The organism is Fructobacillus sp. CRL 2054 (genome assembly GCF_028764065.1).
In the GTDB taxonomy this organism is placed as follows: domain Bacteria; phylum Bacillota; class Bacilli; order Lactobacillales; family Lactobacillaceae; genus Fructobacillus.
Genome location: NZ_JACOFN010000004.1, coordinates 1 through 23802, shown reverse-complemented (window position 1 = coordinate 23802; position 23802 = coordinate 1). Strand labels below are relative to the sequence as shown.

26 protein-coding genes and 1 tRNA gene are annotated in these 23802 nt (G+C 46.4%); 2 read left to right on the top strand and 25 right to left on the bottom strand.

Going from position 1 to position 23802, the window contains the following annotated elements:
* Positions 1-29: 29 nt before the first annotated feature.
* The 20 genes from rplX to rpsL form a co-directional block, all read right to left on the bottom strand.
* Complete coding sequence (gene rplX / locus H7198_RS02590; RefSeq protein WP_091502489.1) at positions 30-338, bottom strand: 50S ribosomal protein L24; 309 nt, start codon at positions 336-338, stop codon at positions 30-32.
* A 22-nt stretch (positions 339-360) separates the two neighbouring features.
* Positions 361-729: a 50S ribosomal protein L14 gene (gene rplN, locus H7198_RS02585; RefSeq protein WP_010691192.1), complete on the bottom strand. Its 369-nt coding sequence runs from the start codon at positions 727-729 to the stop codon at positions 361-363.
* Positions 730-780: 51 nt separating this feature from the next.
* Entirely contained in the window at positions 781-1047 is a 267-nt protein-coding gene (gene rpsQ / locus H7198_RS02580; RefSeq protein WP_010691191.1) for a 30S ribosomal protein S17, read from the bottom strand.
* Between the two features lie 22 nt (positions 1048-1069).
* The gene (rpmC, locus tag H7198_RS02575; RefSeq protein ID WP_047975019.1) at positions 1070-1276 is read right to left on the bottom strand and encodes a 50S ribosomal protein L29; all 207 of its coding nucleotides are present in this window, start codon (positions 1274-1276) and stop codon (positions 1070-1072) included.
* A complete protein-coding gene (gene rplP / locus H7198_RS02570) occupies positions 1276-1689 on the bottom strand; it encodes a 50S ribosomal protein L16 (RefSeq protein WP_091502487.1) in 414 nt (137 codons plus the stop codon). The genes rpmC and rplP overlap by 1 nt, the downstream gene beginning before the upstream one ends.
* A gap of 14 nt (positions 1690-1703) precedes the next feature.
* Positions 1704-2372 carry a 30S ribosomal protein S3 gene (gene rpsC / locus H7198_RS02565; RefSeq protein WP_091502485.1) on the bottom strand — a complete coding sequence of 223 codons (669 nt, stop codon included), beginning with the start codon at positions 2370-2372 and terminating at the stop codon, positions 1704-1706.
* Complete coding sequence (gene rplV / locus H7198_RS02560; RefSeq protein ID WP_010691186.1) at positions 2372-2728, bottom strand: 50S ribosomal protein L22; 357 nt, start codon at positions 2726-2728, stop codon at positions 2372-2374. Before rplV ends, rpsC begins: the two co-directional genes overlap by 1 nt.
* Positions 2729-2742: 14 nt before the next feature.
* Positions 2743-3018 (bottom strand): 30S ribosomal protein S19, encoded by a 276-nt coding sequence (gene rpsS, locus H7198_RS02555; protein ID WP_091502482.1) that lies wholly within the window; start codon positions 3016-3018, stop codon positions 2743-2745.
* Positions 3019-3035: 17 nt separating this feature from the next.
* On the bottom strand, positions 3036-3872 hold the full coding sequence (gene rplB / locus H7198_RS02550) for a 50S ribosomal protein L2 (protein ID WP_091502480.1): 837 nt from the start codon (positions 3870-3872) through the stop codon (positions 3036-3038).
* A 21-nt stretch (positions 3873-3893) separates the two neighbouring features.
* Entirely contained in the window at positions 3894-4181 is a 288-nt protein-coding gene (gene rplW / locus H7198_RS02545) for a 50S ribosomal protein L23 (protein WP_091502479.1), read from the bottom strand.
* The gene (gene rplD / locus H7198_RS02540) at positions 4181-4804 is read right to left on the bottom strand and encodes a 50S ribosomal protein L4 (protein ID WP_274458236.1); all 624 of its coding nucleotides are present in this window, start codon (positions 4802-4804) and stop codon (positions 4181-4183) included. The genes rplW and rplD overlap by 1 nt, the downstream gene beginning before the upstream one ends.
* 26 nt (positions 4805-4830) lie before the next feature.
* Positions 4831-5514: a 50S ribosomal protein L3 gene (gene rplC, locus H7198_RS02535; RefSeq protein WP_091502475.1), complete on the bottom strand. Its 684-nt coding sequence runs from the start codon at positions 5512-5514 to the stop codon at positions 4831-4833.
* Between the two features lie 54 nt (positions 5515-5568).
* Complete coding sequence (rpsJ, locus tag H7198_RS02530) at positions 5569-5877, bottom strand: 30S ribosomal protein S10 (RefSeq protein ID WP_010691177.1); 309 nt, start codon at positions 5875-5877, stop codon at positions 5569-5571.
* 315 nt (positions 5878-6192) lie between these two features.
* Positions 6193-7272 (bottom strand): ABC transporter substrate-binding protein, encoded by a 1080-nt coding sequence (locus H7198_RS02525; RefSeq protein ID WP_274458235.1) that lies wholly within the window; start codon positions 7270-7272, stop codon positions 6193-6195.
* Positions 7269-8072, bottom strand: a complete 804-nt coding sequence (locus H7198_RS02520; RefSeq protein WP_274458234.1) for an ABC transporter permease — start codon at positions 8070-8072, stop codon at positions 7269-7271. Before H7198_RS02520 ends, H7198_RS02525 begins: the two co-directional genes overlap by 4 nt.
* The gene (locus H7198_RS02515) at positions 8069-8893 is read right to left on the bottom strand and encodes an ABC transporter permease (protein ID WP_274458233.1); all 825 of its coding nucleotides are present in this window, start codon (positions 8891-8893) and stop codon (positions 8069-8071) included. Before H7198_RS02515 ends, H7198_RS02520 begins: the two co-directional genes overlap by 4 nt.
* The gene (locus H7198_RS02510) at positions 8880-10019 is read right to left on the bottom strand and encodes an ABC transporter ATP-binding protein (protein ID WP_274458232.1); all 1140 of its coding nucleotides are present in this window, start codon (positions 10017-10019) and stop codon (positions 8880-8882) included. Before H7198_RS02510 ends, H7198_RS02515 begins: the two co-directional genes overlap by 14 nt.
* A gap of 170 nt (positions 10020-10189) precedes the next feature.
* The gene (gene fusA / locus H7198_RS02505) at positions 10190-12301 is read right to left on the bottom strand and encodes an elongation factor G (RefSeq protein WP_274458231.1); all 2112 of its coding nucleotides are present in this window, start codon (positions 12299-12301) and stop codon (positions 10190-10192) included.
* A gap of 117 nt (positions 12302-12418) precedes the next feature.
* The gene (rpsG, locus tag H7198_RS02500) at positions 12419-12889 is read right to left on the bottom strand and encodes a 30S ribosomal protein S7 (RefSeq protein ID WP_091502463.1); all 471 of its coding nucleotides are present in this window, start codon (positions 12887-12889) and stop codon (positions 12419-12421) included.
* Between the two features lie 17 nt (positions 12890-12906).
* The gene (gene rpsL, locus H7198_RS02495; protein WP_091502461.1) at positions 12907-13320 is read right to left on the bottom strand and encodes a 30S ribosomal protein S12; all 414 of its coding nucleotides are present in this window, start codon (positions 13318-13320) and stop codon (positions 12907-12909) included.
* Positions 13321-13612: 292 nt separating this feature from the next.
* On the opposite strand from rpsL, the gene H7198_RS02490 reads away from it, so the two are divergent.
* Together H7198_RS02490 and H7198_RS02485 are read left to right on the top strand one after the other, a co-directional pair.
* Positions 13613-14266: a prepilin peptidase gene (locus tag H7198_RS02490; protein ID WP_274458230.1), complete on the top strand. Its 654-nt coding sequence runs from the start codon at positions 13613-13615 to the stop codon at positions 14264-14266.
* A gap of 294 nt (positions 14267-14560) precedes the next feature.
* On the top strand, positions 14561-15670 hold the full coding sequence (locus H7198_RS02485) for a PTS sugar transporter subunit IIC (protein ID WP_274458229.1): 1110 nt from the start codon (positions 14561-14563) through the stop codon (positions 15668-15670).
* A gap of 97 nt (positions 15671-15767) precedes the next feature.
* On the opposite strand, the gene H7198_RS02480 is transcribed toward H7198_RS02485, so the two are convergent.
* The 5 genes from H7198_RS02480 to H7198_RS02460 form a co-directional block, all read right to left on the bottom strand.
* The gene (locus H7198_RS02480) at positions 15768-18242 is read right to left on the bottom strand and encodes an ATP-dependent Clp protease ATP-binding subunit (RefSeq protein ID WP_274458228.1); all 2475 of its coding nucleotides are present in this window, start codon (positions 18240-18242) and stop codon (positions 15768-15770) included.
* A 112-nt stretch (positions 18243-18354) separates the two neighbouring features.
* A complete protein-coding gene (gene prfB, locus H7198_RS02475) occupies positions 18355-19473 on the bottom strand; it encodes a peptide chain release factor 2 (protein WP_274458227.1) in 1119 nt (372 codons plus the stop codon).
* A gap of 55 nt (positions 19474-19528) precedes the next feature.
* Positions 19529-21940 carry a preprotein translocase subunit SecA gene (gene secA, locus H7198_RS02470; protein ID WP_274458226.1) on the bottom strand — a complete coding sequence of 804 codons (2412 nt, stop codon included), beginning with the start codon at positions 21938-21940 and terminating at the stop codon, positions 19529-19531.
* Positions 21941-22093: 153 nt separating this feature from the next.
* A complete protein-coding gene (gene serS, locus H7198_RS02465; RefSeq protein WP_274458225.1) occupies positions 22094-23404 on the bottom strand; it encodes a serine--tRNA ligase in 1311 nt (436 codons plus the stop codon).
* Positions 23405-23718: 314 nt separating this feature from the next.
* Positions 23719-23792 (bottom strand) — tRNA-Ile (locus H7198_RS02460).
* Positions 23793-23802: the final 10 nt, after the last annotated feature.

Sequence of the window (23802 nt, the reverse complement as noted above, 5' to 3'; positions counted from 1 at the left end):
GATTTCTACCTTTCAAATGGTTAGCTTAATTAGCCTAGCTTGTTGCCAGACTTCTTGGCAAAACGTACCTTCTTGCCGTCTTCAAACTTGAATCCAACCTTAGTTGGTTCGTTAGTTGAAGGGTCAAGTACTTGCACGTTTGATGCATGGATAGGTGCTTCAGTATCGATAACACCACCCTGTGGGTATTCGTTAGAAGGCTTTTGATGCTTCTTAACGAGGTTTACGCCTTCGACAACGACACGGTTCTTGGCAGCAACAGTCTTTGTAACTGTTCCTTCCTTACCCTTGTCCTTACCAGCAATGACGCGAACCTTATCACCTGTTTTTACAAACATGATTGGCTCCTCCTTGTCAGTATTAGAGCACTTCTGGTGCCAATGAAACGATACGCGTGTAGTTGTTGTCACGCAATTCACGTGCAACAGGGCCAAAGATACGCGTACCAACTGGTGACTTGTCATCCTTTACGATAACAGCAGCGTTTTCATCGAAGTTGATGTATGAACCGTCAGTACGACGTACGTCAGAAACAGTTCGTACGATGACAGCCTTAACGACGTCACCCTTCTTTACTGTACCACCAGGGATAGCTTGCTTAACAGTAGCAACAATCATGTCACCGATGCCAGCAACCTTACGGCCAGAACCACCGAGCACTTTAATCGTCAAGATTTCACGTGCGCCAGAGTTATCAGCCACTTTCAAACGACTCTCTTGTTGAATCATGGTTCATCCTCCTTGTTAGCAATAATTTACGACGATTGGTTAATCCTAAGATTAAAGGATAACGGCCTCTTCAATGACCTTAACCAAACGGAAGTGCTTCGTTGCAGACAAAGGACGAGTTTCCATGATTTGGACGATGTCACCTTGCTTGGCAACATTCTTTTCATCATGGGCCTTGAACTTCTTCGTATAGCGAACTCGCTTACCATAAACTGGGTGGTTGACGTAAGTGTCAACAGCAACAGTAATTGTCTTTTCCATCTTGTCGGAAACGACACGGCCACGGTAGACCTTACGAGCGTTACGTTCTTCACTCATTTTTCAGCTTCTTCCTTTCGTCTTATTTGTTGGCTTCTGCCAACTGTTGTGCACGAATGACAGTCTTCACACGTGCAATGTCCTTACGAACTTTTGAAATACGGGCCGTGTTTTCTAATTGACCAGTAGCCAATTGGAAACGAAGGTTGAACAATTCTTCCTTGAATTCGGCTTCGCGCTTTTGCAAATCCGCAAGTGACAAAGCCTTTAATTCGTTTGCTTTAGTCATTATTCAGCCTCCCGAGCAATAATCTTCGTACGTACAGGCAACTTGTGTGAGGCAAGACGCAATGCTTCAACAGCAACTGGCTTATCAACGCCACCTACTTCGAACATTACCTTACCACGCTTAACTGGGGCAACCCATCCTTCAGGTGCACCCTTACCGTTACCCATTCGAACACCAACACCCTTAGATGTATATGACTTGTGTGGGAAAATCTTGATCCAGACCTTACCACCACGCTTCATATAACGGGTCATTGCAATACGGGCAGCTTCGATTTGCCGGTTAGTGATCCAGCTTGAAGTTGTTGCTTGCAAGCCGTAGTCACCGAAGGCAACCGTCTTTCCACCCTTTGCTTCACCACGCATGTGGCCACGGTGTACACGACGGAATTTAACACGCTTTGGTACTAACATGTTTGCTTCCCTCCTTACTTGTTCTTCTTCTTTGGCAACACATCACCGCGGTAGATCCAAGTCTTGATACCCAAGTTACCGTAAGCAGTAGCTGCTTCGTCCCATGAGTAATCAATGTCGGCACGGAGTGTGTGGAGTGGAACAGTTCCTTCAGTGTACTGTTCGATACGTGACATATCTGCCCCGTTCAAACGACCTGAAACAACAATCTTGATTCCCTTAGCACCGGCACGGCGGGCGCGTTGAATAGCACCACGCATTGCACGACGGAAGGCAACACGACGTTCCAAATCACCTGCAACTTGTAGACCCACAAGGTGAGCTGACAAGTCAGGCTTCTTGATTTCAACGATGTTGATGAATACGCGCTTGTGACGGCCACGTGCATCGACATCAGTCAACTTAGCTAATTGAGTACGTAGCTTTTCAACTTCTGAGCCACCCTTACCAATTACCATTCCTGGCTTGGCAGTGTGCAAAGTCAAATCGATACGTGACTTCGTTGAACGTTCAATTTCAACACGGTCAACTGAAGCATCCGTCAAGTTTTCTTCGATGTACTTACGAATACGCAAGTCTTCGAGAAGTTGGTTTGAGAAGTCTGCCTTGTTAGCAAACCACTTTGCATCCCAATCACGGATGACGCCGACACGGAAGCCAGTAGGGTTAATCTTTTGACCCATTACTTTTCCTCCTTCTCAGCTACCACAATAGTAATGTGGCTTGTGCGCTTGTTAATTGCAGAAGCAGATCCCTTCGCACGTGGACGGAAACGCTTAAGCGTAGGTCCTTCGTTTGCGAATGCTTCCTTAACAATCAAATCTTCACGGTCAAGTGAAAAGTTGTTTTCTGCGTTTGCAACTGCTGAGTTCAATACCTTGTAAATATCTTCAGTTGAAGTATTTGGCAAGAACTTTAGGATTGCAAAGGCTTCGTTTACATTCTTACGACGAATCGTATCAAGAACTAAGCGCGCCTTACGAGGGGCAACGCGAACGATCTTGGCAGTCGCCCGAGCTGATGTTACTTGTTCAGCCATTTTGCATTTCCTCCTTACTTAGTCTTCTTATCGTCTACTTTGTGTCCACGGAAAGTACGTGTTGGAACAAATTCGCCCAACTTGTGACCAACCATGTCATCTTGAACATAAACAGGAACGTGCTTACGTCCATCATAAACTGCGATTGTGTACCCGATAAAACTTGGGAAAATCGTTGAACGACGTGACCATGTCTTGATCACTGACTTCTTTTCTTGGTCCGCTTGGGCCTCGATCTTCTTAAGCAAGTGTGGGTCCGCAAATGGTCCCTTTTTCAAACTACGAGCCATTAGTTATCTCCTTTCCCTTACTTACTCTTCTTACGACCACGAATAATGAACTTCGTTGAAGCCTTCTTCGCGTTACGAGTCTTCTTACCAGCAGTCTTCTTACCCCATGGAGAAAGTGGACTTGGACGACCAACAGGGGCCTTTCCTTCACCACCACCGTGAGGGTGATCGTTAGGGTTCATAACTGATCCACGAACGTGTGGGCGCTTTCCACGCCAACGGTTACGACCAGCCTTACCCCAGTTAATCAATGAGTGTTCTGCGTTTCCAACTTCACCGATAGTTGCACGTGCAGTTTCGATAACCAAACGTACTTCACCTGAAGTCAAACGAACGATAACGTACTTACCGTCACGTCCCAAAACCTGTGCTGATGCACCGGCTGAACGTGCCAATTGACCACCCTTACCAGGCTTCAATTCGATGTTGTGAATCAAAGTACCTTCAGGAATAGCGCTCAATGGCAAGGCATTACCGATCTTAATATCGGCATCAGGACCAGATTGAACTTTATCGCCAACCTTCAATCCCTTAGGCGCCAAGATATAGCTCTTGATTCCGTCTTCATAGACGATCAAAGCAATGTTAGCCGTACGGTTTGGATCGTATTCGATAGCCTTAACTGTTGCAGACTTAGTGTCCTTAACACGCTTGAAATCGACAATACGGTAGGCTTGCTTGTGTCCACCAGCCTTGTGGCGAACTGTCATATGACCTTGTGAGTTACGTGCACCGGTCTTTGACTTCTTTGCCAACAAACTCTTTTCGGGCGTTGACTTCGTGATTTCAGAGAAATCAGAAGAAGTCATGTTACGACGTCCGTTTGAGGTTGGCTTATACTTCTTGATAGCCAATGTCTTATCCTCCTATTAAAATTAACCTTCGTTAAAGATTTGAATATCTTTTGAGTCAGCCTTCAAAGTAACTGTAGCCTTCTTCATCTTACGAGTGAATCCAACATAGCGACCTTGACGCTTCTTCTTTCCGCTTACGTTAGCGGTGTTCAAGTTAGCAACCTTTACGTCGAAGACTTCTTCGATTGCTCGCTTGATTTCTGGCTTAGTTGCCCGTACGTCTACTTCAAAGACATAGCGCTTCATTTCTGTTTGCGCCATTGAAGCTTCGGTAATGATTGGGCGACGGATAATATCGCGTGCATCCATTAGGCGAGACCTCCTTGGATTTCTTCGATCGCTGATTGAACAACCACCAGCTTGTCCGCGTTAACCACGTCCAAGACGTTAACGCCTGCAGCAGTCATAACTTGAACGTTAGCCAAGTTACGAGCAGCGCGCAATGCGTTTTCGTTGTTTTCGTCAACGATTACCAAAGCCTTTGAGTCAACAGCCAAGTTAGCAAGAACTTGCTTGAAGTCCTTTGTCTTAGCTTCTGAAAAGGCCAAAGCGTCAACTACAACCAACTTGTTGTCAGAAAGCTTTTGTGACAAAGCTGACTTCAAGGCCAAGTTGTAGGCCTTCTTGTTAATACGGTAAGCGTATGAACGAGGAGTAGGACCGAAGACGATTCCACCACCACGCCATTGAGGTGCACGGATTGAACCCTGACGAGCGCGACCAGTACCCTTTTGCTTCCAAGGCTTACGTCCACCACCAGAAACCGCTGAACGGTTCTTAACGGCGTGCGTACCTTGACGCATTGAAGCACGTTGCATCAATACGGCTTCCGTAATCACAGCGTTGTTAGGTTCTACGGCGAATACTGCTTCGTTCAAATCCAAATCAGCAGCCTTTGAACCGTCTTGCTTTAATACAGCAACTTTAGTCATGATTGATTGTTCTCCTTTCTATTAGTTTAGTTTTCTTCTGAATCAGCAGCTGGCTTTGAACCGGCCATCTTGATTTCAGGGTGATTTGCGTTTGTCTTAACAGTTGACTTGATTGTCAACAATGACTTGTTGGCACCAGGAACATTTCCCTTCAACAACAAGAGGTTGTTTTCAACGTCAACGTGCACGATGGCAATGTTTTGCATCGTACGCTTGTTGTTACCCATGCGACCAGGCAAAAGCTTACCTGGGAATACACGGTTAATGATGGCACCCATTGAACCTGGGCGACGGTGGTAACGAGAACCGTGGCTCATAGGTCCACGTGATTGTCCAAGCTTCTTGATTGCACCTTGGAAACCGTGTCCCTTAGTAACACCGGTAACATCAACATATTCACCGGCTTGGAAAGTGTCAACAGCAATTGCATCCCCAACACCGTATTCGCCTTCCGCATCACGGATTTCACGAATGTAGCGCTTAGGGGCTGTGTTGGCTTTTGCAACGTGGCCTTGTTCAGGTTTGTTTGACAAAATCTCGCGCTTGTCTTGGTAACCTAACTGCAAAGCGTTGTAACCATCAGTTGCTTGCGTCTTTACTTGCAAAACAACGTTTGGTGTAGCTTCAACAGCAGTCACGGCGATCAATTCACCAGATTCAGTGAAAACCTGAGTCATACCGACTTTACGGCCTAAGATACCTTTAGTCATGACTTATCTCCTTCATTTCGTCGCTAAGCTTATGCTCAGCGGGATGGTACTTAATTAGAGCTTGATTTCAATTGCAACACCTGCTGGCAATTCAAGCTTACGCAATGCGTCAACTGTCTTGTCAGTAGGGTTCACAATGTCGACCAAACGCTTGTGTGTCCGCATTTCGAACTGTTCGCGGGCATCCTTGTACTTGTGTGGTGAGCTAAGCACCGTGTACAAAGAGCGTTCAGTTGGCAATGGAATTGGGCCGGCGATTTCTGCGCCAGTCCGCTTTGCCGTTTCAACAATCTTGTCCGCTGATTGGTCCAAGATGCGGTGTTCGTATGCCTTCAAGCGGATACGGATCTTCTTTTGTGCCATTTTCTGCCTCCTCGTTGATTTTGTAAATCAGCTAACTCCGATCAAAAACCGACAACACATGTTGTGTTTGCGCGCCCATGGCAACGCGGCCGCGCGTGTCGCAACCTTAATCATCATCGCTAAACGTTGATACACCAGTCTTTTTAGGGGGTTTGCATCGGCAACCCCAAAAGGCGTACTTGAATATAATAGCAGAAAAACCCTTGATATACAAGGGTTTTTCAGTATTTTCTATTAAATTTTCGATTAATTTCTAGCAAGAGTTTTTACTGATTTATGATGATATTTTATCATAATTTGCTTCAAATCTTTTCACTACTTCCCCAACTTAAACTCCAAAAAGGCATCATTGTATTTTTGTGTCCAATATTGGTTGAAGTTTTGGTAAACCTGCAACTTATCCAAAATACTTTGCTTAGGATAGAAAGCTTGGTCAGACTTCACCGACTTAGGGAGTAACTGATAGGCCTTCTGGTTTGGTGTGGCATAGCCAATGTATTCAGCATTCTTTGCTGCCACTTCCGGACGGTTCAAGTAGTTAATCAAAGCGTAGGCTGCCTTCTTGTGCTTGGCAGACTTTGGAATAACTAAATTATCTAACCAGAGGTTGGAACCATCTTCTGGTACCACATAGGCCAGGTCCGAGTTTTTCTCCATGGCATTCTTAGCTTCACCGGAATAAGTAACGGCAATGTTACCTTCCCCTTGAGCCATGTAGAGTTTTAACTCATCCCCAACAATCGCCTTCACGTTTGGCATCAAAGAAGATAACTTTCCCTGTGCCGCTGCCAGGTCCGCTGCGTTCTGATCATTAACCGACTTGCCTTGTGATATCAAAGTCAGTCCCAAGACATCACGAGCAGAGTCAACCAAGAGCAACTGGTGGCGGTACTTACTTGACCAAATCGAGGACCAGTCCTTCAGGTCCGAACCGTTCACGACTTTCTTATTATAGAGAATACCAAGCGTTCCCCAGAAGTAGGGCACGGAATACTGGTTCCCCTTATCAAAGGACTGATTCATGAACTGCGAGTTGAGATTATTCATCCCCGTCAGCTGACTCTTGTCGAGTTTGGCCAACAGTCCCGCTTCTTTCAACTTAGACACCATGTATTCAGAAGGCACAGCCAAATCAAAGTTGGTTCCACCCTGCTTAATCTTGGTGTACATAGCCTCGTTGGAATCAAAGGTTTGGTAATTGACTTTGTAGCCAGTTTCCTTGGTGAAGTCCTTCAAGATACTTGGGTCAATGTAGTCCCCCCAATTATAGAAGGTTAAGGTGTCCTTGCTGGATGAATTGTCCTGATTGCGAGAGGCCGAAAGTCCCCATTGCAGCCCAAGCAAAACCAAAATCAATAGAAAGACACCGGAAAAAGTCATCAGAATTTTTTTCATTTAACTTTCTCCTTTAACTTACTAGGCTTCTGCCCCTTCTTACGCTGGCCATAGACATAGTAGCCCAGTACTAGGATGAAGGCTACAAAAAGCATCAGCGTTGATAGCGCGTTGATTTCGAGTGAAACACCGCGACGAGCACGCGAGTAAACTTCAACCGCTAATGTCGAGAAGCCATTCCCCGTCACGAAGAAAGTCACGGCGAAGTCATCCAAGGAATAGGTCAAGGCCATGAAAAAGCCAGCAAGGATTCCCGGTGAAATAACAGGTAGCGTAACTTTCGTCAGCACTTCCGTGGGCGTGGCGCCCAAGTCCTGAGCAGCCAAAACCAAGTCATGGTTCATTTCCTGCAACTTAGGCAGCACCATCAAGACCACAATCGGAATTGAAAAGGCGACGTGGGCAAGCAAAACGGTAAAGAAGCCCAACTTCAGTCCTAAGGCTGTCATCAAGATCAAGAAGGATGCCCCAATGATAACATCTGGCGACACAAGCAAAACGTTGTTCAATCCGAGCAAGGACTGCTTGACTAACTTACGTGGCGTCCGGTAAATGGCTAGGGCACCGATTGTCCCAATGGCTGTGGCAATCAAGGATGAGCTCAAGGCCAAGACCAGAGTCCCTAGAACAATCTGTAGCAAACGGGTATCCTGCCAAAGTTCCTGGTAGTGGGCCCAAGAGAAGCCTTCAAATGTCTGCATCGTCTCCCCCGAATTAAAGGAGTAGACAACCAAAAAGAGAATGGGTGCGTACAAAAGGAAGAAACAGAAGGTCAACCAGCAGCGTTGAATAATTTTCATTTGCGGCGACCTCCTTTCTTCTTTCGATCCGTTGTGAGAGCCATGGTCAGGGCCATGGCAATAATAAGGACAACACCGATTGTCGAACCGAATGACCAGTTCTGGGTGACTAAGAAATGTTCCTCAATGGCCGTTCCCAGCGTAATGACTTTATTACCACCAATCAGACGGGTAATCATAAAGAGTGAAAGGCTGGGGATAAAGACGGTTTGAACACCAGTTTTTACCCCGGGCATTGAAAGCGGCCAGATGACCTGCTTCAGCGTTTGAAAACGACTGGCACCCAAATCGCGTGATGCGGCTGGCAAGAGCGGATCGATATCAAGCAAAGCGTTATAGATTGGTAGTACCATGAATGGCAGCTCGATGTACGCTGCTACCAGCAAGAAGGCCCCGTTGGTAAAGAGCAACTGGCTAGGGCCAAAGCCCATGCCCGTAATCGCCTGATTTAAGAGACCGCCTTTGCCGAGCAGCCCAATGAATGCGTATGTCTTCAAGAGCAAGTTAATCCAGGTTGGCAAAATCACCAAAAGCAACCAAAGTTGTCGGTGCTTCAAGGTCGTCAAGACCAGCGCAAGCGGATAGGCAATGGCTAACGTGACCAAGGTAATCAAAAAGGCGTACCAGACGGAGTTCACCGTCATGGCCAAGTATGGGCCCGACGTGAAAAAGTCCCGGTAATTCGACAGTGAGAAACCCTGCCCCGGCACATTCACAGACTGGATCAGCAGCAAGAGCATTGGGGCCACAACAAAGGCCAATAGCCAAAGTCCGTAGATACCCAAGTAGGCTTCCGTATAGCGTTTCTTAATCCGATTCATGAGCATTCTCCCCCGAACCGGCTGCTTCAGCTTCGTCCTCTTCGTAGGCTTCCAAGCGAGCATCGAATTCTTCTTCGGACTCGTCATAGCGCATGATGTGAATGTCTTCAGGGTCAAAAGTCAGGCCAACCCGTTCGCCGATTTCAGCAGGGTTCGTTACCTGCACCTGCCACATGTTCAAATCATCATCTTGGGCCATAATTTCGTAGTAATCACCACGGAAGGACTGGTTCTTGATGGTCACGACCAACTTTCCTTCTTCAGGCGTAGTGAAGTCCAAGTCTTCCGGACGCAAAACGACTTCGACCTGTTCGTTCGGACGCATACCGGCGTCAACGTTTTCGAAGTCCTTGCCAACGAAGTGGACAAGGTAATCAGACTTCATGATACCTGGCACGATGTTTGATTCCCCGATAAAGTTGGCAACGAAGTTGTTAACCGGTTCATCGTAAATATCTTCCGGCGTCCCCTGCTGCTGGATGACCCCATCATTCATGACAAAAATCCAGTCAGACATCGCCAAGGCCTCTTCCTGATCGTGGGTAACGAAGACAAAGGTAATTCCAAGACGGCGTTGAATTGTCCGCAATTCAGTCTGCAGGACCTTCCGTAACTTGTAATCCAGGGCTGACAAAGGCTCATCGAGCAAAAGCAGCTCTGGATCGTTGGCCAATGCGCGCGCAATTGCCACACGCTGCTGTTGGCCACCAGAAAGTTCATTGATGTCACGATTTTCATAGCCGGAAAGCTTCACGAGTGAAAGCATTTCTTTGACCTTTTCTTCAATTAAAGGCTCCGCCATCTTCTTCAAACGGGGTCCGAAGGCCACGTTATCGTAGACGTTCATGTTTGGAAAAAGGGAGTAGTTTTGGAAAACAGTGTTCACCCGGCGCTTTTCAGCAGGGAGGTCATTAATGACTTTGCCGTCAAAAACCACTTGCCCGGCTGAAGGCTGTAATTGGCCAGAAATCAACTTCAAGATGGTTGATTTACCAGAACCAGAGGGTCCTAAAAGGGTATAAAACTGCCCGGAATCTAGTGATAAATCAATGTTCTTCAAGACCTCTGTCTCTCCAAATGATAAGGCAACCTGCTTAAATTCTAAAATCTTCTCGCTTGCTTGCATACCTGTTCTCCAATTTCATTCAGTCTTTCTATTTTACAACGGCAGTCCTGCAGCGTATAGCCTTTTCACCTGTTTTTTCCTGAACGGTCTAGCCCGACTTTACCAAGAATTTAGGGCAAAAGAAAAACCAGACTAGTAAACTAGTCTGGTTATCCGTTAAGAGGTTGGAATTAAGCTTCCTTACCTTGTGCCTTAACGATTTCTTCTTGAACGTTCTTAGGAACAGCCTGGTAGTGGTCGAAGACCATCTGGAAAGTTCCACGTCCTTGCGTAGCTGAACGCAAAGTCGTTGCATATCCGAACATTTCTGACAATGGAACCTGAGCCTTAACAGCCAAAACAGGTCCACGGTTTTCTTGTCCTTCAATCAAACCACGGCGTGCTGAGACGTGTCCCATAACATCACCAAGGTTTTCTTCAGGAACAACGATATCAACGGCCATGATTGGCTCCAAGATAACTGCACCAGCAGTCTTGGCAGCTTCCTTCAATGCCAATGAAGCGGCAATCTTAAAGGCAGCTTCAGAAGAATCGACATCGTGGTAAGAACCATCGTACAACTTGGCCTTCAAGTCAACCAATGGGAATCCAGCAACAGGACCAGCGTTCAAAGCATCCTTCAAACCTGCTTCAACTGAAGGGATGTATTCACGAGGAACAACACCACCGACGATGGCGTCTTCGAATTCGAATCCGGCACCTTCTTCGTTTGGTGAGAATTCGATCCAAACATCACCATACTGTCCCTTACCACCTGACTGACGCTTGAAGAATCCACGGGCCTTAACGTCCTTAGTGAATGCTTCACGGTAAGCAACTTGAGGGGCACCAACTTGGGCTTCAACGTTGAATTCACGCTTCATACGATCAACCATGATGTCCAACTGCAATTCACCCATTCCGGCGATCAACGTGTCACCAGTTTCCTGGTTCGTTGTAGCACGGAATGAAGGATCTTCTTCAGCAAGCTTCTGCAAAGCAGTAGCCAACTTGTCTTGATCGGCCTTCGTCTTTGGTTCGATGGCCAATTCGATAACTGGTTCTGGGAATTCCATTGATTCAAGAATCAATGGGTGCTCAGTATCAGTCAATGAATCACCAGTAGTAGTGTTCTTCAAACCGATAGCAGCGGCGATATCACCAGAGAAGACTTCTTCGATTTCAGTACGTGAAGTAGCGTGCATTTGGAGCAAACGTCCAACACGTTCACGTGAATCTGAAGAAGTGTTTTGTACGTATGAACCGGCCTTCAATGAACCAGTATAAACACGCATAAATGTCAAACGTCCAACGAATGGATCAGTCATGATCTTAAATGCCAAGGCCGCGAATGGCTTTGAGTCATCGGCGATCAAGTCAACTTCTTCATCAGTCTTTGGATCAGTTGCCACGTATGGGCGAACTTCCAATGGTGATGGCAAGTAGTCAACAACGGCATCCAACATCATTTGAACACCCTTATCCTTGTAGGCTGAACCTGCAAGAACTGGGTAGAATTCAAGTGCCAAAGTGGCACGACGGATAGCTGCCTTCAATTCGTCAACTGAAATTTCTTCACCTTCAAGGTACTTGTCCATCAAGGCTTCATCGACATCAGCAACCGCTTCAATCAACTTTTCACGACGTTCAGCAACGATATCCTTGTATTCGTCAGGAATTGGCTTTGGTTCCCAAGTTGAACCAAGTTCATCAGTTGGGTAGTAAGCTTCTTCCTTGATCAAATCAATAACACCGGCGAAGTCATCTTCGGCACCGATTGGCCATTGGATGGCTTCGGCGTTAACGCGAAGACGTTCGTGCATTGATTCAACTGACATTGCAAAGTCGGCACCCAACTTATCCATCTTGTTAACGAAGACGATACGTGGAACGTTATAAGTTGTGGCTTGGTGCCAAACAGTTTCGGTCTGTGGTTCAACACCAGCAGCACCATCCAATACGGCTACGGCACCATCCAAAACACGGAGGGCACGTTCAACTTCGATAGTGAAGTCCACGTGACCTGGGGTATCGATGATGTTAACACGGAAAGGATCTTTTTCATATTGGTCAGTGAACCCACGCCATACGGCGGTAGTAGCGGCTGACTGAATCGTAATTCCACGTTCCTTTTCCTGGTCCATGAAATCCATTTGTGAAGCACCATCGTGTGTTTCACCAATCTTGTGGATTTTACCAGTATAGTACAAGATACGCTCAGTCGTAGTCGTCTTACCAGCATCGATGTGGGCCATGATACCAATGTTACGAGTACGGTTAAGCGGATATTCACGCTTTGCCATTGTGATCTCCTAAATTTTTTCGTTTATTGCAATAAAAAGCGACCTAGGTTCAGTTCGCTTTTTTAAAAAAGTATTCATTGCTAAGAAGCAATCGGTCAGCAAGCTAACCGGTAAATCCTACCAACGGTAGTGTGCAAAGGCACGGTTGGCTTCAGCCATCTTGTGCGTGTCTTCGCGCTTCTTAACTGATGCACCGTTTTCGTTGGCTGCATCGATGATTTCCTTTGCCAAACGTTCGTCCATTGTGTGTTCGTTACGCAAACGTGCGTAGTTAACCAACCAACGGAGTCCCAAAGTCGTACGACGGTCTGGGCGAACTTCGATAGGCACCTGGTAGTTAGATCCACCAACACGGCGGGCCTTAACTTCCAATACTGGCATGATGTTTTCCATTGCTTGTTCGAAAACTTCCAATGGTTCGTTACCAGTTGTTTCCTTGATACGGTCGAACGCATCGTACAAGATTGTAGATGCAGTTCCACGCTTACCATCGACCATCAACTTGTTGATCAAACGGGAAACTAGCTTTGAATTGTAAATTGGGTCAGGTAAAACTTCCTGACGCTTTGTATAACCTTTACGTGGCATGAGTTTTCCTTTCCTTATTACTTCTTAGGAGCTTTCGTTCCATACTTAGAACGTGATGTCATACGGCCGTCAACACCGGCAGTATCAAGCGCACCACGGATAACGTGATAACGCACACCAGGCAAATCCTTAACACGACCACCACGGATCAAGACAACAGAGTGTTCTTGCAAGTTGTGACCGATACCTGGGATGTAAGCAGTAACTTCGTACAAGTTTGACAAACGTACACGAGCGTACTTACGCAAGGCTGAGTTAGGCTTCTTTGGTGTCAAAGTTCCAACACGGGTAGCAACCCCACGCTTTTGTGGCGCAGCATTCTTAGTTGCTTTCTTCTTCATTGAGTTGTAGCCGAAGTTCAAAGCGGGTGAGTTTGACTTAGTCGCTTGAGACTTACGAGACTTACGAACCAATTGGTTAATTGTAGGCATCCTACTATTCTCCTTCGTTTCTTTTCACAGTTCCAGGTGTATCATTTTTGTCATTAAACAAAAGTGCTCCCGGAAGTCCTGCTTAGACTTGCCTTTACACCGCCCTTTGTCGCAACAATAGCGACATTCAGAGCATATGTCTTAAAAGCACGTCAAATATAATAACAGTTTCTAGGGTAAAGTCAAGGGATTTTGCAGGGTTTTTATAGATAAAAATCTTAAGAATTATTAATGGAAAAGTCGACAACTTTTACTAGCTTTCTACGTATAATCTGGCATGAAAGAAATATTATTGATTATCACACAATTTACACTTGCTTCATTAGTTTGCTGCTTAGCAGATCGAGCAATATCAGGACAGGCTCTCTGGACAAACCGTTCCTATTGTTTTAACTGCGGTCATCCCCTCGCCTGGTACGATATGATCCCTTTGCTATCCGCTCCAATGCTCAAGTTCCGCTGCCGTAACTGTAGCCAAACCTTTACCTCGGTTCCGGAATGGCTTTTCTTCGAGGGACTCTTCCCCCTTATGATGCTAACCATCCCCTTCCAATGGTCTCCTGCCTACTTCCTCCACTTCTTCCTACTCTTCTTAGCCAGGGAGGACAGCCAAAAGGAACGTGCACACACCGATATTGTGTGGCTGCTTACTCCCTACTTTCTATTTTTTAATGAAGGACTAGCGCATGACGAGCCGGTATTCATTCTGCTCAAAGTTTTCTTCCTTACACTGAACTTTCCTCTCATGTACTTACAAAAAATGGGCGTTGGCGATTTTCCTGTCTTTGTTTTGGCCGCAATTATGTTTGACGGGGTAGCCTTTACCAACTTTATTTTCACCTCTACCTTTTCGACATTAATTTTCGTTCCTTTAATGATAAAGAAAAGGAAAATGCCATTTCTTCCTTTTCTCTTATTTTCATGGATAATAACGGAGTTGATTTAATGAGAATAAAAATATTTTTATTAAAATGTTGACATTTAATTTTAATCTTAGTATAGTTAAGACAACCAATCGAGGAGAATTGATTATGACTACTACAAAGCAATCAACTCAATTGAATAACGTCATTGTGATTAGCATTATCATTATTTGATAAATGCTGGTCACCTTTTTAGCTGCCAGCAAAGACAACACCGGCTGGCAGCCCTCTTTTTTCGTATTAACCACGACTTTAGACTAACGCCAGCTGCCTGGCGTTTTTTTATTGGCATGAACGAATTATTGGAGGAAGTAACAATGGATGCAACATTAACAAAGGCGGATACGCGCCCGCAAGAACCTGCGCAAGAAAAGAAGAAGTCAGCGGTATACGCTGTCTCACAAGGTGTCTCATACGCCATCTTGTCAGTTTTGGGAATGGGCCTCTTGCTCAGCTCCCTTGGTAACATCTTGCACTTGCCTGCTTTGGTGCAGGCCGGTGTAATGGGTCAAAAGATGTTGGCACCAGCCCTTGGGGTTGGGGTTGCCATGGCCTTGGACTCAACTGTTTTGACAACCGGTGCCGCATTGATCGCTGCTACGGTTGGATCAAACGCTGTTTACTTTGCTAGCACAGCCGTTGCGAACACACACACTGCTACCCACTGGGCAGCCAACCAACCAGCTGGTTCAATCATCATGACTTCTGGTCAGCCAGTTTCCGCCGTTTTGGCAGCCGTTGTTGCCGTTTTGGTTGGTAACTACTTGACTGGTAAGACAGCTTTGGACATGCTTTTGGTTCCATTTGCAGCTGTTTTGACTGGTACCTTAACCGGTTTGGTTGCCGCTACTTATACAACACCGTTCTTGAACTGGATCTCAGAAAAGTTGGCTGACACAATGTCTGTGAACCCATTCTTAGGAGCCTTTATCGTTTCCTTCTTCTGGTTCGCCTTCTTGATGACCCCTGCTTCATCTGCTGCCCTTGCCATCGCCGTTATGTTGGACCCACTTTCAGGTGGAGCTGCTTTGGTTGGAACAACTGCTGCCTTCGTTATGTATACGGTTATGGGTTACAAGCAAAACGACTTGGGTGCTAACGTTGCCCAAACAATCGTTACCCCTAAGGTTCAATTCGCTAATATGTTGAAGAGCCCATTGCTCTTCTTCGGTCCAGCCCTTATCGCTGGTGTTTCAGCAATGGTTGCCGTTGGTGTATTTGAATTGAAGGTTCCTTACGCCATCGCCGGTCTTGGATTGAACTCATTGATCGCCCCATTGGCATTGCTTGGAACAAACGTTCACGCTTTGATGCTTGTTATGGTCTTCGGTGTTCTTGTACCTGGTGTTGCCGCATGGTTCTACTACTTCTTCTTGAAGAAGGCAGGATTGACTAAGGAAAACGATCTTCACCTTGATATGATGTAAAAACAAAAAGAACTCGCTTCGTCGGGTTCTTTTTTTGATGCAATTAAAAAAAGTCTTGGGAACATTCTCCCAAGACTTTTTCTGTTTAAACATTTAATTAGTTACTGACTTTTTCAGCTTCCTTTTGGACCTTCAAGGTAATCTTACCCTTTGTGGCTCCAATCGTCACCATGTCAGCAGTCGTGATTTCACCAGAGAGCAAAGCTTCTGACAACTTATCTTCGATTTCAGTCTGAATCAAACGGCGGACAGGACGAGCACCGTATTCGCGGTCGTACCCTTCCTTTGCAATAGCCTGAACGGCTGCCTTGGTAATCTTAATCTTGACACCCTGTTCAGCCACACGCTCCAAGAGAGACTTAGAAAGTAAGCGAACGATTTGTTCAACCTCTGGTTCTTCCAACGCGTCAAAGACGAGCACTTCATCGATTCGGTTCACAAATTCAGGACGGAAGGTTTCCTTCACCGTCTCACGAATCTTATTAGCAACCGCTTCATTGTTCTTAGCCAAGTCAACAGAACCAAAGCCGACCGTCTTTTCATCACGCAAACGGGTTGCCCCAAGGTTTGAAGTCATGATGATAATGGTGTTTCGGAAGTTGACACGTCGTCCCTTGGCATCCGTCAAGAAACCATCGTCAAAGACCTGGAGCATCAAGTTGTAGATGTCCTTGTTGGCCTTTTCCAATTCGTCCAAGAGGATGATTGAGTATGGGTGCTTGCGGACCTGTTCAGTCAATTGACCACCCTGGTCATAACCAACGTAACCAGGGGCTGAACCAATCAAACGGGAGGCAGAATACTGTTCTTGGTATTCTGACATATCGATTCGAATCATGTTGTCTTCGGAACCAAAGACCAGTTCAGCCAATGCCTTGGCCAACTCCGTCTTTCCAACACCAGTTGGTCCCAAGAAGAGGAAGGTCCCCATTGGACGCTTAGGGTCAGCTAAGCCAGAACGGGAACGGCGGATGGCACGGGCGACGGCGGATACCGCATCCTTTTGGCCAATCACTCGCTTACCCAGTTCCTTTTCCAAGTTCATTAGTTGGTCGGATTCACTTTCTTGAACCTGGGTCAAAGGCACACCGGTCTGTTCAGAAATGACATCGGCGATGTCTTCTGGCGTAACTTTCATCTGATAAGAAGCCTGCTTGGCTTCCTTCTTCTGTGCTCGAACCATGGCCTTATCAATCTTTTGACGAAGAGCAATTTCTTTCAAGCGCAAATCGGCAGCCAATTCAAAATCCATCTCGGCAATGGCTGCGTCCTTATCCTTCACAATCTCGGCTAAATCGGCACGGTCGTTGTGAACGGGTGTTGCCCGGTCCACGGCGTCGATTTGGACTTTTGCAGCCGCTTCATCCATCAAATCGATAGCCTTATCAGGTAGGAAGCGGGCCGTGATGTAACGGGCAGAAAGCTTGACCGCTGCTTCAACCGCAGCGTCCTCAATGTTAACTCGGTGGTAGCTTTCAAACTTTGGACGAATGCCCTTCAGAATGGCAATTGCCTCTTCGGTAGATGGTTCGTTAACCGTCACCTTGGCAAAACGACGTTCCAAAGCGGCATCGGATTCAATCGATTGCTGGTATTCATCAAAAGTCGTCGCACCCAACATCTGCAAATCACCACGTGCCAAGGCTGGCTTCAAGATGTTGGCTGCGTCAATCGCACCTTCAGCTCCTCCAGCCCCGACTAACGTATGAAGTTCGTCCACGAACAAGATAACCTGGCCGTCCGCCTCGATTTCATCGATAATCTGCTTCAACCGAGCTTCGAACTCGCCTCGGTACTTGGTCCCAGCGACCAAAGAACCCATGTCTAAGACCATCAAACGCTTGTGCTTCAAGTTATCAGGCACTTGTCCCTTCGCAATCCGCTGGGCCAAGCCCTCAGCAATGGCAGTTTTACCAACCCCCGGTTCTCCAACCAGTACCGGGTTATTCTTTGTACGACGTGATAAAATCTGGACGACACGGCGAACTTCATTGTCACGTCCAATAACAGGATCCAAGTGCTCCGTTCGAGCAACCTGAGTTAAATCACGGCCCAACTTATCCAAGGTTGGTGTGCCTTCGATTGGCTTTTGGTGTGGCTTAGCTCGCTTCAACTGCTTACGCAAGTCCGAAATACCCAGACGACGGAGAATGGCCTTTTGTAGGTCAGTCAAGTTCACATCAAGAGCGAGCAAAACACGACCGGCCAAAATACTCTGGTCCTGAATCAAGGACAAAAGAATCAATTCTGTCCCAATTTCCTGCTGACCCAGTGTTTCGGACTGTTCCTTGGCCCAGTTCAACACGGCACCAGCCTTTGGTGAATAAGGCAAATAGAGATCAGGGTCAAAACTTTGTTGTACCCCAAATCCGGTATAGTGCTCAATTTCTTCTTGCACGTCCTTGGCCGTCACGGAGAATTCGGAAAGAATCTTACCAGCAACTCCCTGCCGTTCCATGGCCAGTGCGAGAAGCAGATGTTCCGTCCCAACGGCTAGGTGGCGGAAATACTTGGCTTGGTCCTGGGCAATCGCCAGGACAGTCTTTGCTGAATTTGTATATTGATCTGCCATATTCTGCTCCTTTTTTACTTTAATACGTCTTCTAATTGGCTACTATTATAACGCAGTCTAGCCCCTTCATAAAGGGAGACGTAAAAAGCAGGGGATATCCCCTGCTTTTTTCTTAATCTGGATTCTTTAATGATAATTGCCACTGCAAGTAAGCGTTGATGAATGGGTCTAAGTCCCCGTCCAAAACATCCTGTGGCTGGTTGGTTTCGTAACCCGTCCGGTGGTCTTTGACCATCTGGTATGGGTGCAAAACGTAAGAACGAATCTGTGATCCCCAACCGTTTTCCTTCTTTTCACCTGCCAAGGCAGCACGTTCGGCTTCCTTCTTTTCCAACTCAAGCTGGTACAACTTGGCCTTCAAAAGTCGCATGGCGTAGTCACGGTTACCATACTGCGTACGTTCAACCGTTGATGACACGACGATACCCGTTGGCTCGTGGGTCAAACGAACACCAGTTGAAACCTTGTTGACGTTCTGTCCCCCGGCTCCACCAGAACGGAAGACATCCATTTTAATATCATCATCACGGACTTCAACCTCAATTGAGTCATCCAATTCAGGCATGACATCAACGGAAACGAATGACGTGTGACGACGTCCAGCTGAATCGAATGGTGAAATTCGAACGAAACGGTGCACACCCTTTTCAGAACGCAAGAAACCGTAGGCGTTGTGTCCAGAAATTTTCAAAGTCGCTGAGTCAATCCCGGCTTCATCACCGGCACTGTAGTTCAAGACGTCGACTTTGAAATCGTGGGCATTGGCCCAACGTGTATACATACGGTAGAGCTTTTCGCCCCAGTCCGTTGATTCCGTTCCACCAGAACCTGGGTGAATTTCCAAGATAGCGTTGTTGGCATCGTATTCCCCCGTCAACAACTGCTCCAAGTTATAAGCTTGAACGGCATCATTCGTCTTTTCAACAAGGTTGCCCAATTCTTCAGCAGAATCCGTGTCCTCTGGATCATCGTTGACGATTTCAATCAACATCTCGATTTCGTCAGCAGCTTCGCCGAGGGCCAAGAATGAATCACGACGCTTCTTCAAAACGTTCGTTTCATCAATCACACCCTGGGCCTTTTGCTGATCATCCCAAAAACCTGGTTCGGTCATCTGGTTTTCAAAGTCGGCAATCTCTTCTGTTAAAGCATCTAAATCCAATGTTTTTTCAAAGCGAGCAACTTCTTCGCGAATTGCCGCTAGCGCCTGTTTGGCTGCCACTACTTCCATGGCGATCCTCCCATAAGAAAAGCGAACTCATCGTTCGCTTTGTCCTTCATCATACTTAGGCTGACATGTTGGTGCGAATCTCGGCCTTCATGAAGGTACGAGTTGCATCGTATTCGATATCAGCAATCATTTTGTTAAAGTTTTCAAAGGCTTCGTTTTGATACTCAACCAATGGGTTCAACTGTCCGTAACCACGCAGTCCAACTCCCTGACGTAAACGGTCAAGGGCATCGATGTGGTCGGTCCAGTGTTGGTCAACAGCTCGAAGAATGACAACGCGTTCAAAGGCCAACAATTGGTCAGCGTCGTACAAGTCCTTCTTCTTGTCTTCCATGTTTTCCTTGGCAATATTGAAAAGCTTATCCTTGATTTCATCGCGGTTCAAGTTCTGCAAACGAACTGAACCATGCTTTGGTGACGTCAATGAAGATTCGATAAACTTGTTAATTGCATCCAAGTGCCACTTTTCAGGGTCCTTACCAGGAGTTTGCGCATCAACCACACGGTCGATTGTCCGCTTAACCATTGGCATCAAGACGTCATCCAAGGATTTCTTTTCATCCAAGACACGATCACGTTCGTGGTAAATCAACTCACGTTGTTCACGAACAACATCATCATACTGCAAGACGTTCTTACGAGTATCGTAGTTGTTTCCTTCAACACGCTTCTGAGCTGATTCAACAGAACGAGTAATCCAACGGTGGGTAATCACCGTGTCTTCGTCATCCATGTTCATGCGTTGCAAGAGTGCACGGACCTTTTCGGCACCGAAACGAATCATCAAGTCATCTTGCAATGACAGGTAGAACTGTGAGAATCCGTGGTCACCCTGACGGCCGGCACGTCCACGCAACTGGTTATCGATACGACGTGATTCGTGTCGTTCGGTTGCGATAACGGCCAAGCCACCAAGTTCATCAATACCAGGGCCCAACTTGATGTCGGTTCCACGACCAGCCATGTTCGTAGCAACCGTAACGGCACCCTTTTGACCAGCGTTGGCAATGATTTCGGCTTCTTTTTCGTTGTTCTTGGCGTTCAACACGTTGTGAGGAATGTTGTGCGCCGTCAACAACTTATCTACCAATTCAGAAGATTCAACAGAACCAGTTCCCAAAAGAACGGGCTGTCCCTTCTTGTGTAATTCAGCAACACGCTGAACCACCGCGTTATACTTGGCCTTCAATGATGGGTACAAAAGGTCAGGCATGTCCACACGTTGAATTGGACGGTTAGTAGGAATTTCGATTACTTCCATGTTGTAGATTTCAAGAAGTTCTTCTTCTTCCGTCTTAGCCGTACCAGTCATACCAGACAACTTCTTGTACATACGGAAGAGGTTCTGGTAAGTGATTTGAGCCATCGACTTGTTTTCTTCTTTAATCTCAACGCCTTCCTTGGCTTCGATTGCCTGGTGCAAACCATCAGACAAACGAGTACCTTCAGAAATACGTCCAGTTGATTGATCAATCAACTTTACTTCACCGTCTTGCACAACGTAATCCTTGTCGCGCAAGTAGTTGAAGTTGGCACGGAGCGCTTGATCAATGTGGTGAGTCAAGGCAGTGTTTTCACTATCGTAAATGTTATCCAAGTTGAAGAAGACTTCGGCGTTCTTGATACCTTCCGGTGTCAAAGAAGTATTCTTTGCTTCTTCATCGACTTTATAATCCTCGTCACGAGTCAACGTCTTAACGAAACGGTCAACACGTTGGTAAAGTGGGGAAATTCCTGAACCAGGTCCAGAAATAATCAAAGGCGTACGAGCCGTATCAATCAAAATTGAATCCGCTTCATCAATCAAGGCGTAGTTCAACCCACGTTGCATGACGCGGTCTTCGGCACGGGTCACCATGTTATCACGTAGGTAATCGAACCCGATGTTGAAGTTTGTTGAGTAAGTGATGTCGGCGTCATAAGCAGCACGCTTCTTTTCAGGTGAATCGTCACCAACATTGATACCAACGGAAAGGCCCAACCAGTTGTAAAGTTGTCCCATTTGCTCGGCATCACGCTTTGACAAATAGTCGTTAACCGTAACAACGTGGACACCGTTTCCAGCCAAGGCGTTCAAGTAAACCGCCATTGTGGCCGTCAAAGTCTTACCTTCACCAGTCTTCATTTCGGCGATGTTTCCACCGTGCAAAACGATGGCACCCATAACCTGCACGTGGTAAGGATAAAGCCCAAGCACACGCTTGGCCCCTTCACGGGCAACGGCAAAAGCTTCAGGCAAGATTTCATCAAGAACCTTGGCCGTTGCCTTTTGCTGTTCCTTTTCGGTCTTAACACCAGCTAAGGCCTTTTGGATACGAATTTGGAATTCTGGGGTCTTCTTTTGCAAGGCCTCATCGGACATGGCAGCCATTTTCTCTGAGAGAGCTTCAACCTGGTTAGCCACCTTGTCAATCTTCTTTAATTTGTGCTTGGAATTATCAACAAGCTTACGAATTGGATTTGCCATCGAATGTTCGGTACCTAGTTTTCTAGATACGCCCCTTTCATCAAAGTTATTAATGTGAAAATTATTTTAGAAACTAAGTCTAATTATAGCAAAAAAAGCCCGAAAAGGACAGATAAGAGCTAGTCCAATTGCAAGCTTTTTCATCGCGTTATTTTAGTGGTGTGGCGTCTTGTTCAACTTCTCTTGACCGCCCATGTATGGACGCAAAACTTCAGGAATCGTAACGGTTCCATCTTCGTTTTGGTAGTTTTCCAAGATGGCAGCAACCGTACGACCAACGGCCAATCCTGAACCGTTCAACGTGTGGACCAATTCAAGCTTTCCTTCGTCGTTACGGTAAGTGATGTGCATACGACGGGCCTGGAAGTCACGGGTGTTTGAACATGATGAAATTTCACGGTAAACGTTTTGGGCAGGAATCCAAACTTCCACATCGTGCGTCTTAGCAGCTGAGAAGCCCATGTCCCCAGTTGACAAAGTGATGATGTGGTAAGGCAAACCAAGCTTTTCCAAAATGTTGGCCGCGTTGTTTGTCATGATTTCCAATTCGCTATCTGAATCTTCAGGCTTAGCAAACTTCACCATTTCAACCTTGTTAAATTGGTGCAAACGAATCAAACCACGGGTGTCACGTCCAGCAGCACCGGCTTCCTTACGGAATGATGGTGACAAAGCCGTGAATGAGATTGGCAAATCTTCTGCTGGCAAAGTCTCGCCAGAGTAGTAGTTTGTCAAAGGCACTTCAGCCGTTGGAATGTACGTTTGGTCAAGGTCACGAACACGGTAGGCATCATCCTTAAACTTAGGATACTGACCAGTTCCAAACATCGCTGAATCGTTGACAACGATTGGCGTAATCATCTCCGTGTAACCTTCCTTACGGTGTTCGTCCAACATGAAGTTATAAACGGCACGTTCCAAACGCGCACCATCACCAACGTAGTAAAGGAAGCGGGCACCAGAAACCTTGGCACCACGTTCGAAGTCTAAGATACCGAGATCTTCACCAATTTCATAGTGTGGCTTCAACCATGCTGGTGCTTCCGTCAAAGCATGTACACGACCTTCGTAATCCGTTGGTTCCCACTTACGCATTTCAACGTTAGCTGATTCATCAGGGCCAACTGGAACATCGGCTTCAGCGATGTTTGGCAAGTGCGCCGCAGCTTCTTTTACTTCAGCGTCCAAATCCGCCAAAGTCTGATCCATTTCCTTGATCTCTTTGGCAACCTTTTGCATTTCTGAAATGGCTTCGCTAGCATCTTCCTTTTGACGCTTTGCAAAGGCAATCTTGTCAGAAGCTTCGTTACGCTTTGCCTTCATCTCTTCGACTTTGGCAATCAAGGTACGGCGTTCTTCATCCTTAGCTAGTAATGCTTCTAAAGTCCCAGTTTCAACTCCACGGTCCTGCAACTGCTTGGCAGCCGTTTCCTTGTTCTTACGTAAGTACTTCAAATCAAGCATAATAATCTCCTTTTATATAAAAAGCGCCTTTTCATCCGACAAAAGTCAGGGACGAAAAAGACGCAATCCGTGGTACCACCCAGTTTCTGCATATCGATGCAGCACTCATTTTCCGATAACGGTGGGACCCGAGCGGCATTGCCCGCTAAACGTGACTCATTGGAGTTTCAGCCTGGTAGCTTACAGCGACCGCTACCTTTCTGTACTGGCTTACTTATGATGAGCTCTTGCCTATATTCTATGCTAGAAGGGAACATTTGACAAGTAAAAACTAAAAGAAAGCACAAAAAAAGCCGACCGAAGTCGACTGATGATGGGCCATCCTGGATTCGAACCAGGGACCTCTGCGTTATCAACACAGCGCTCTAACCAACTGAGCTAATGGCCCATAAGCGAAT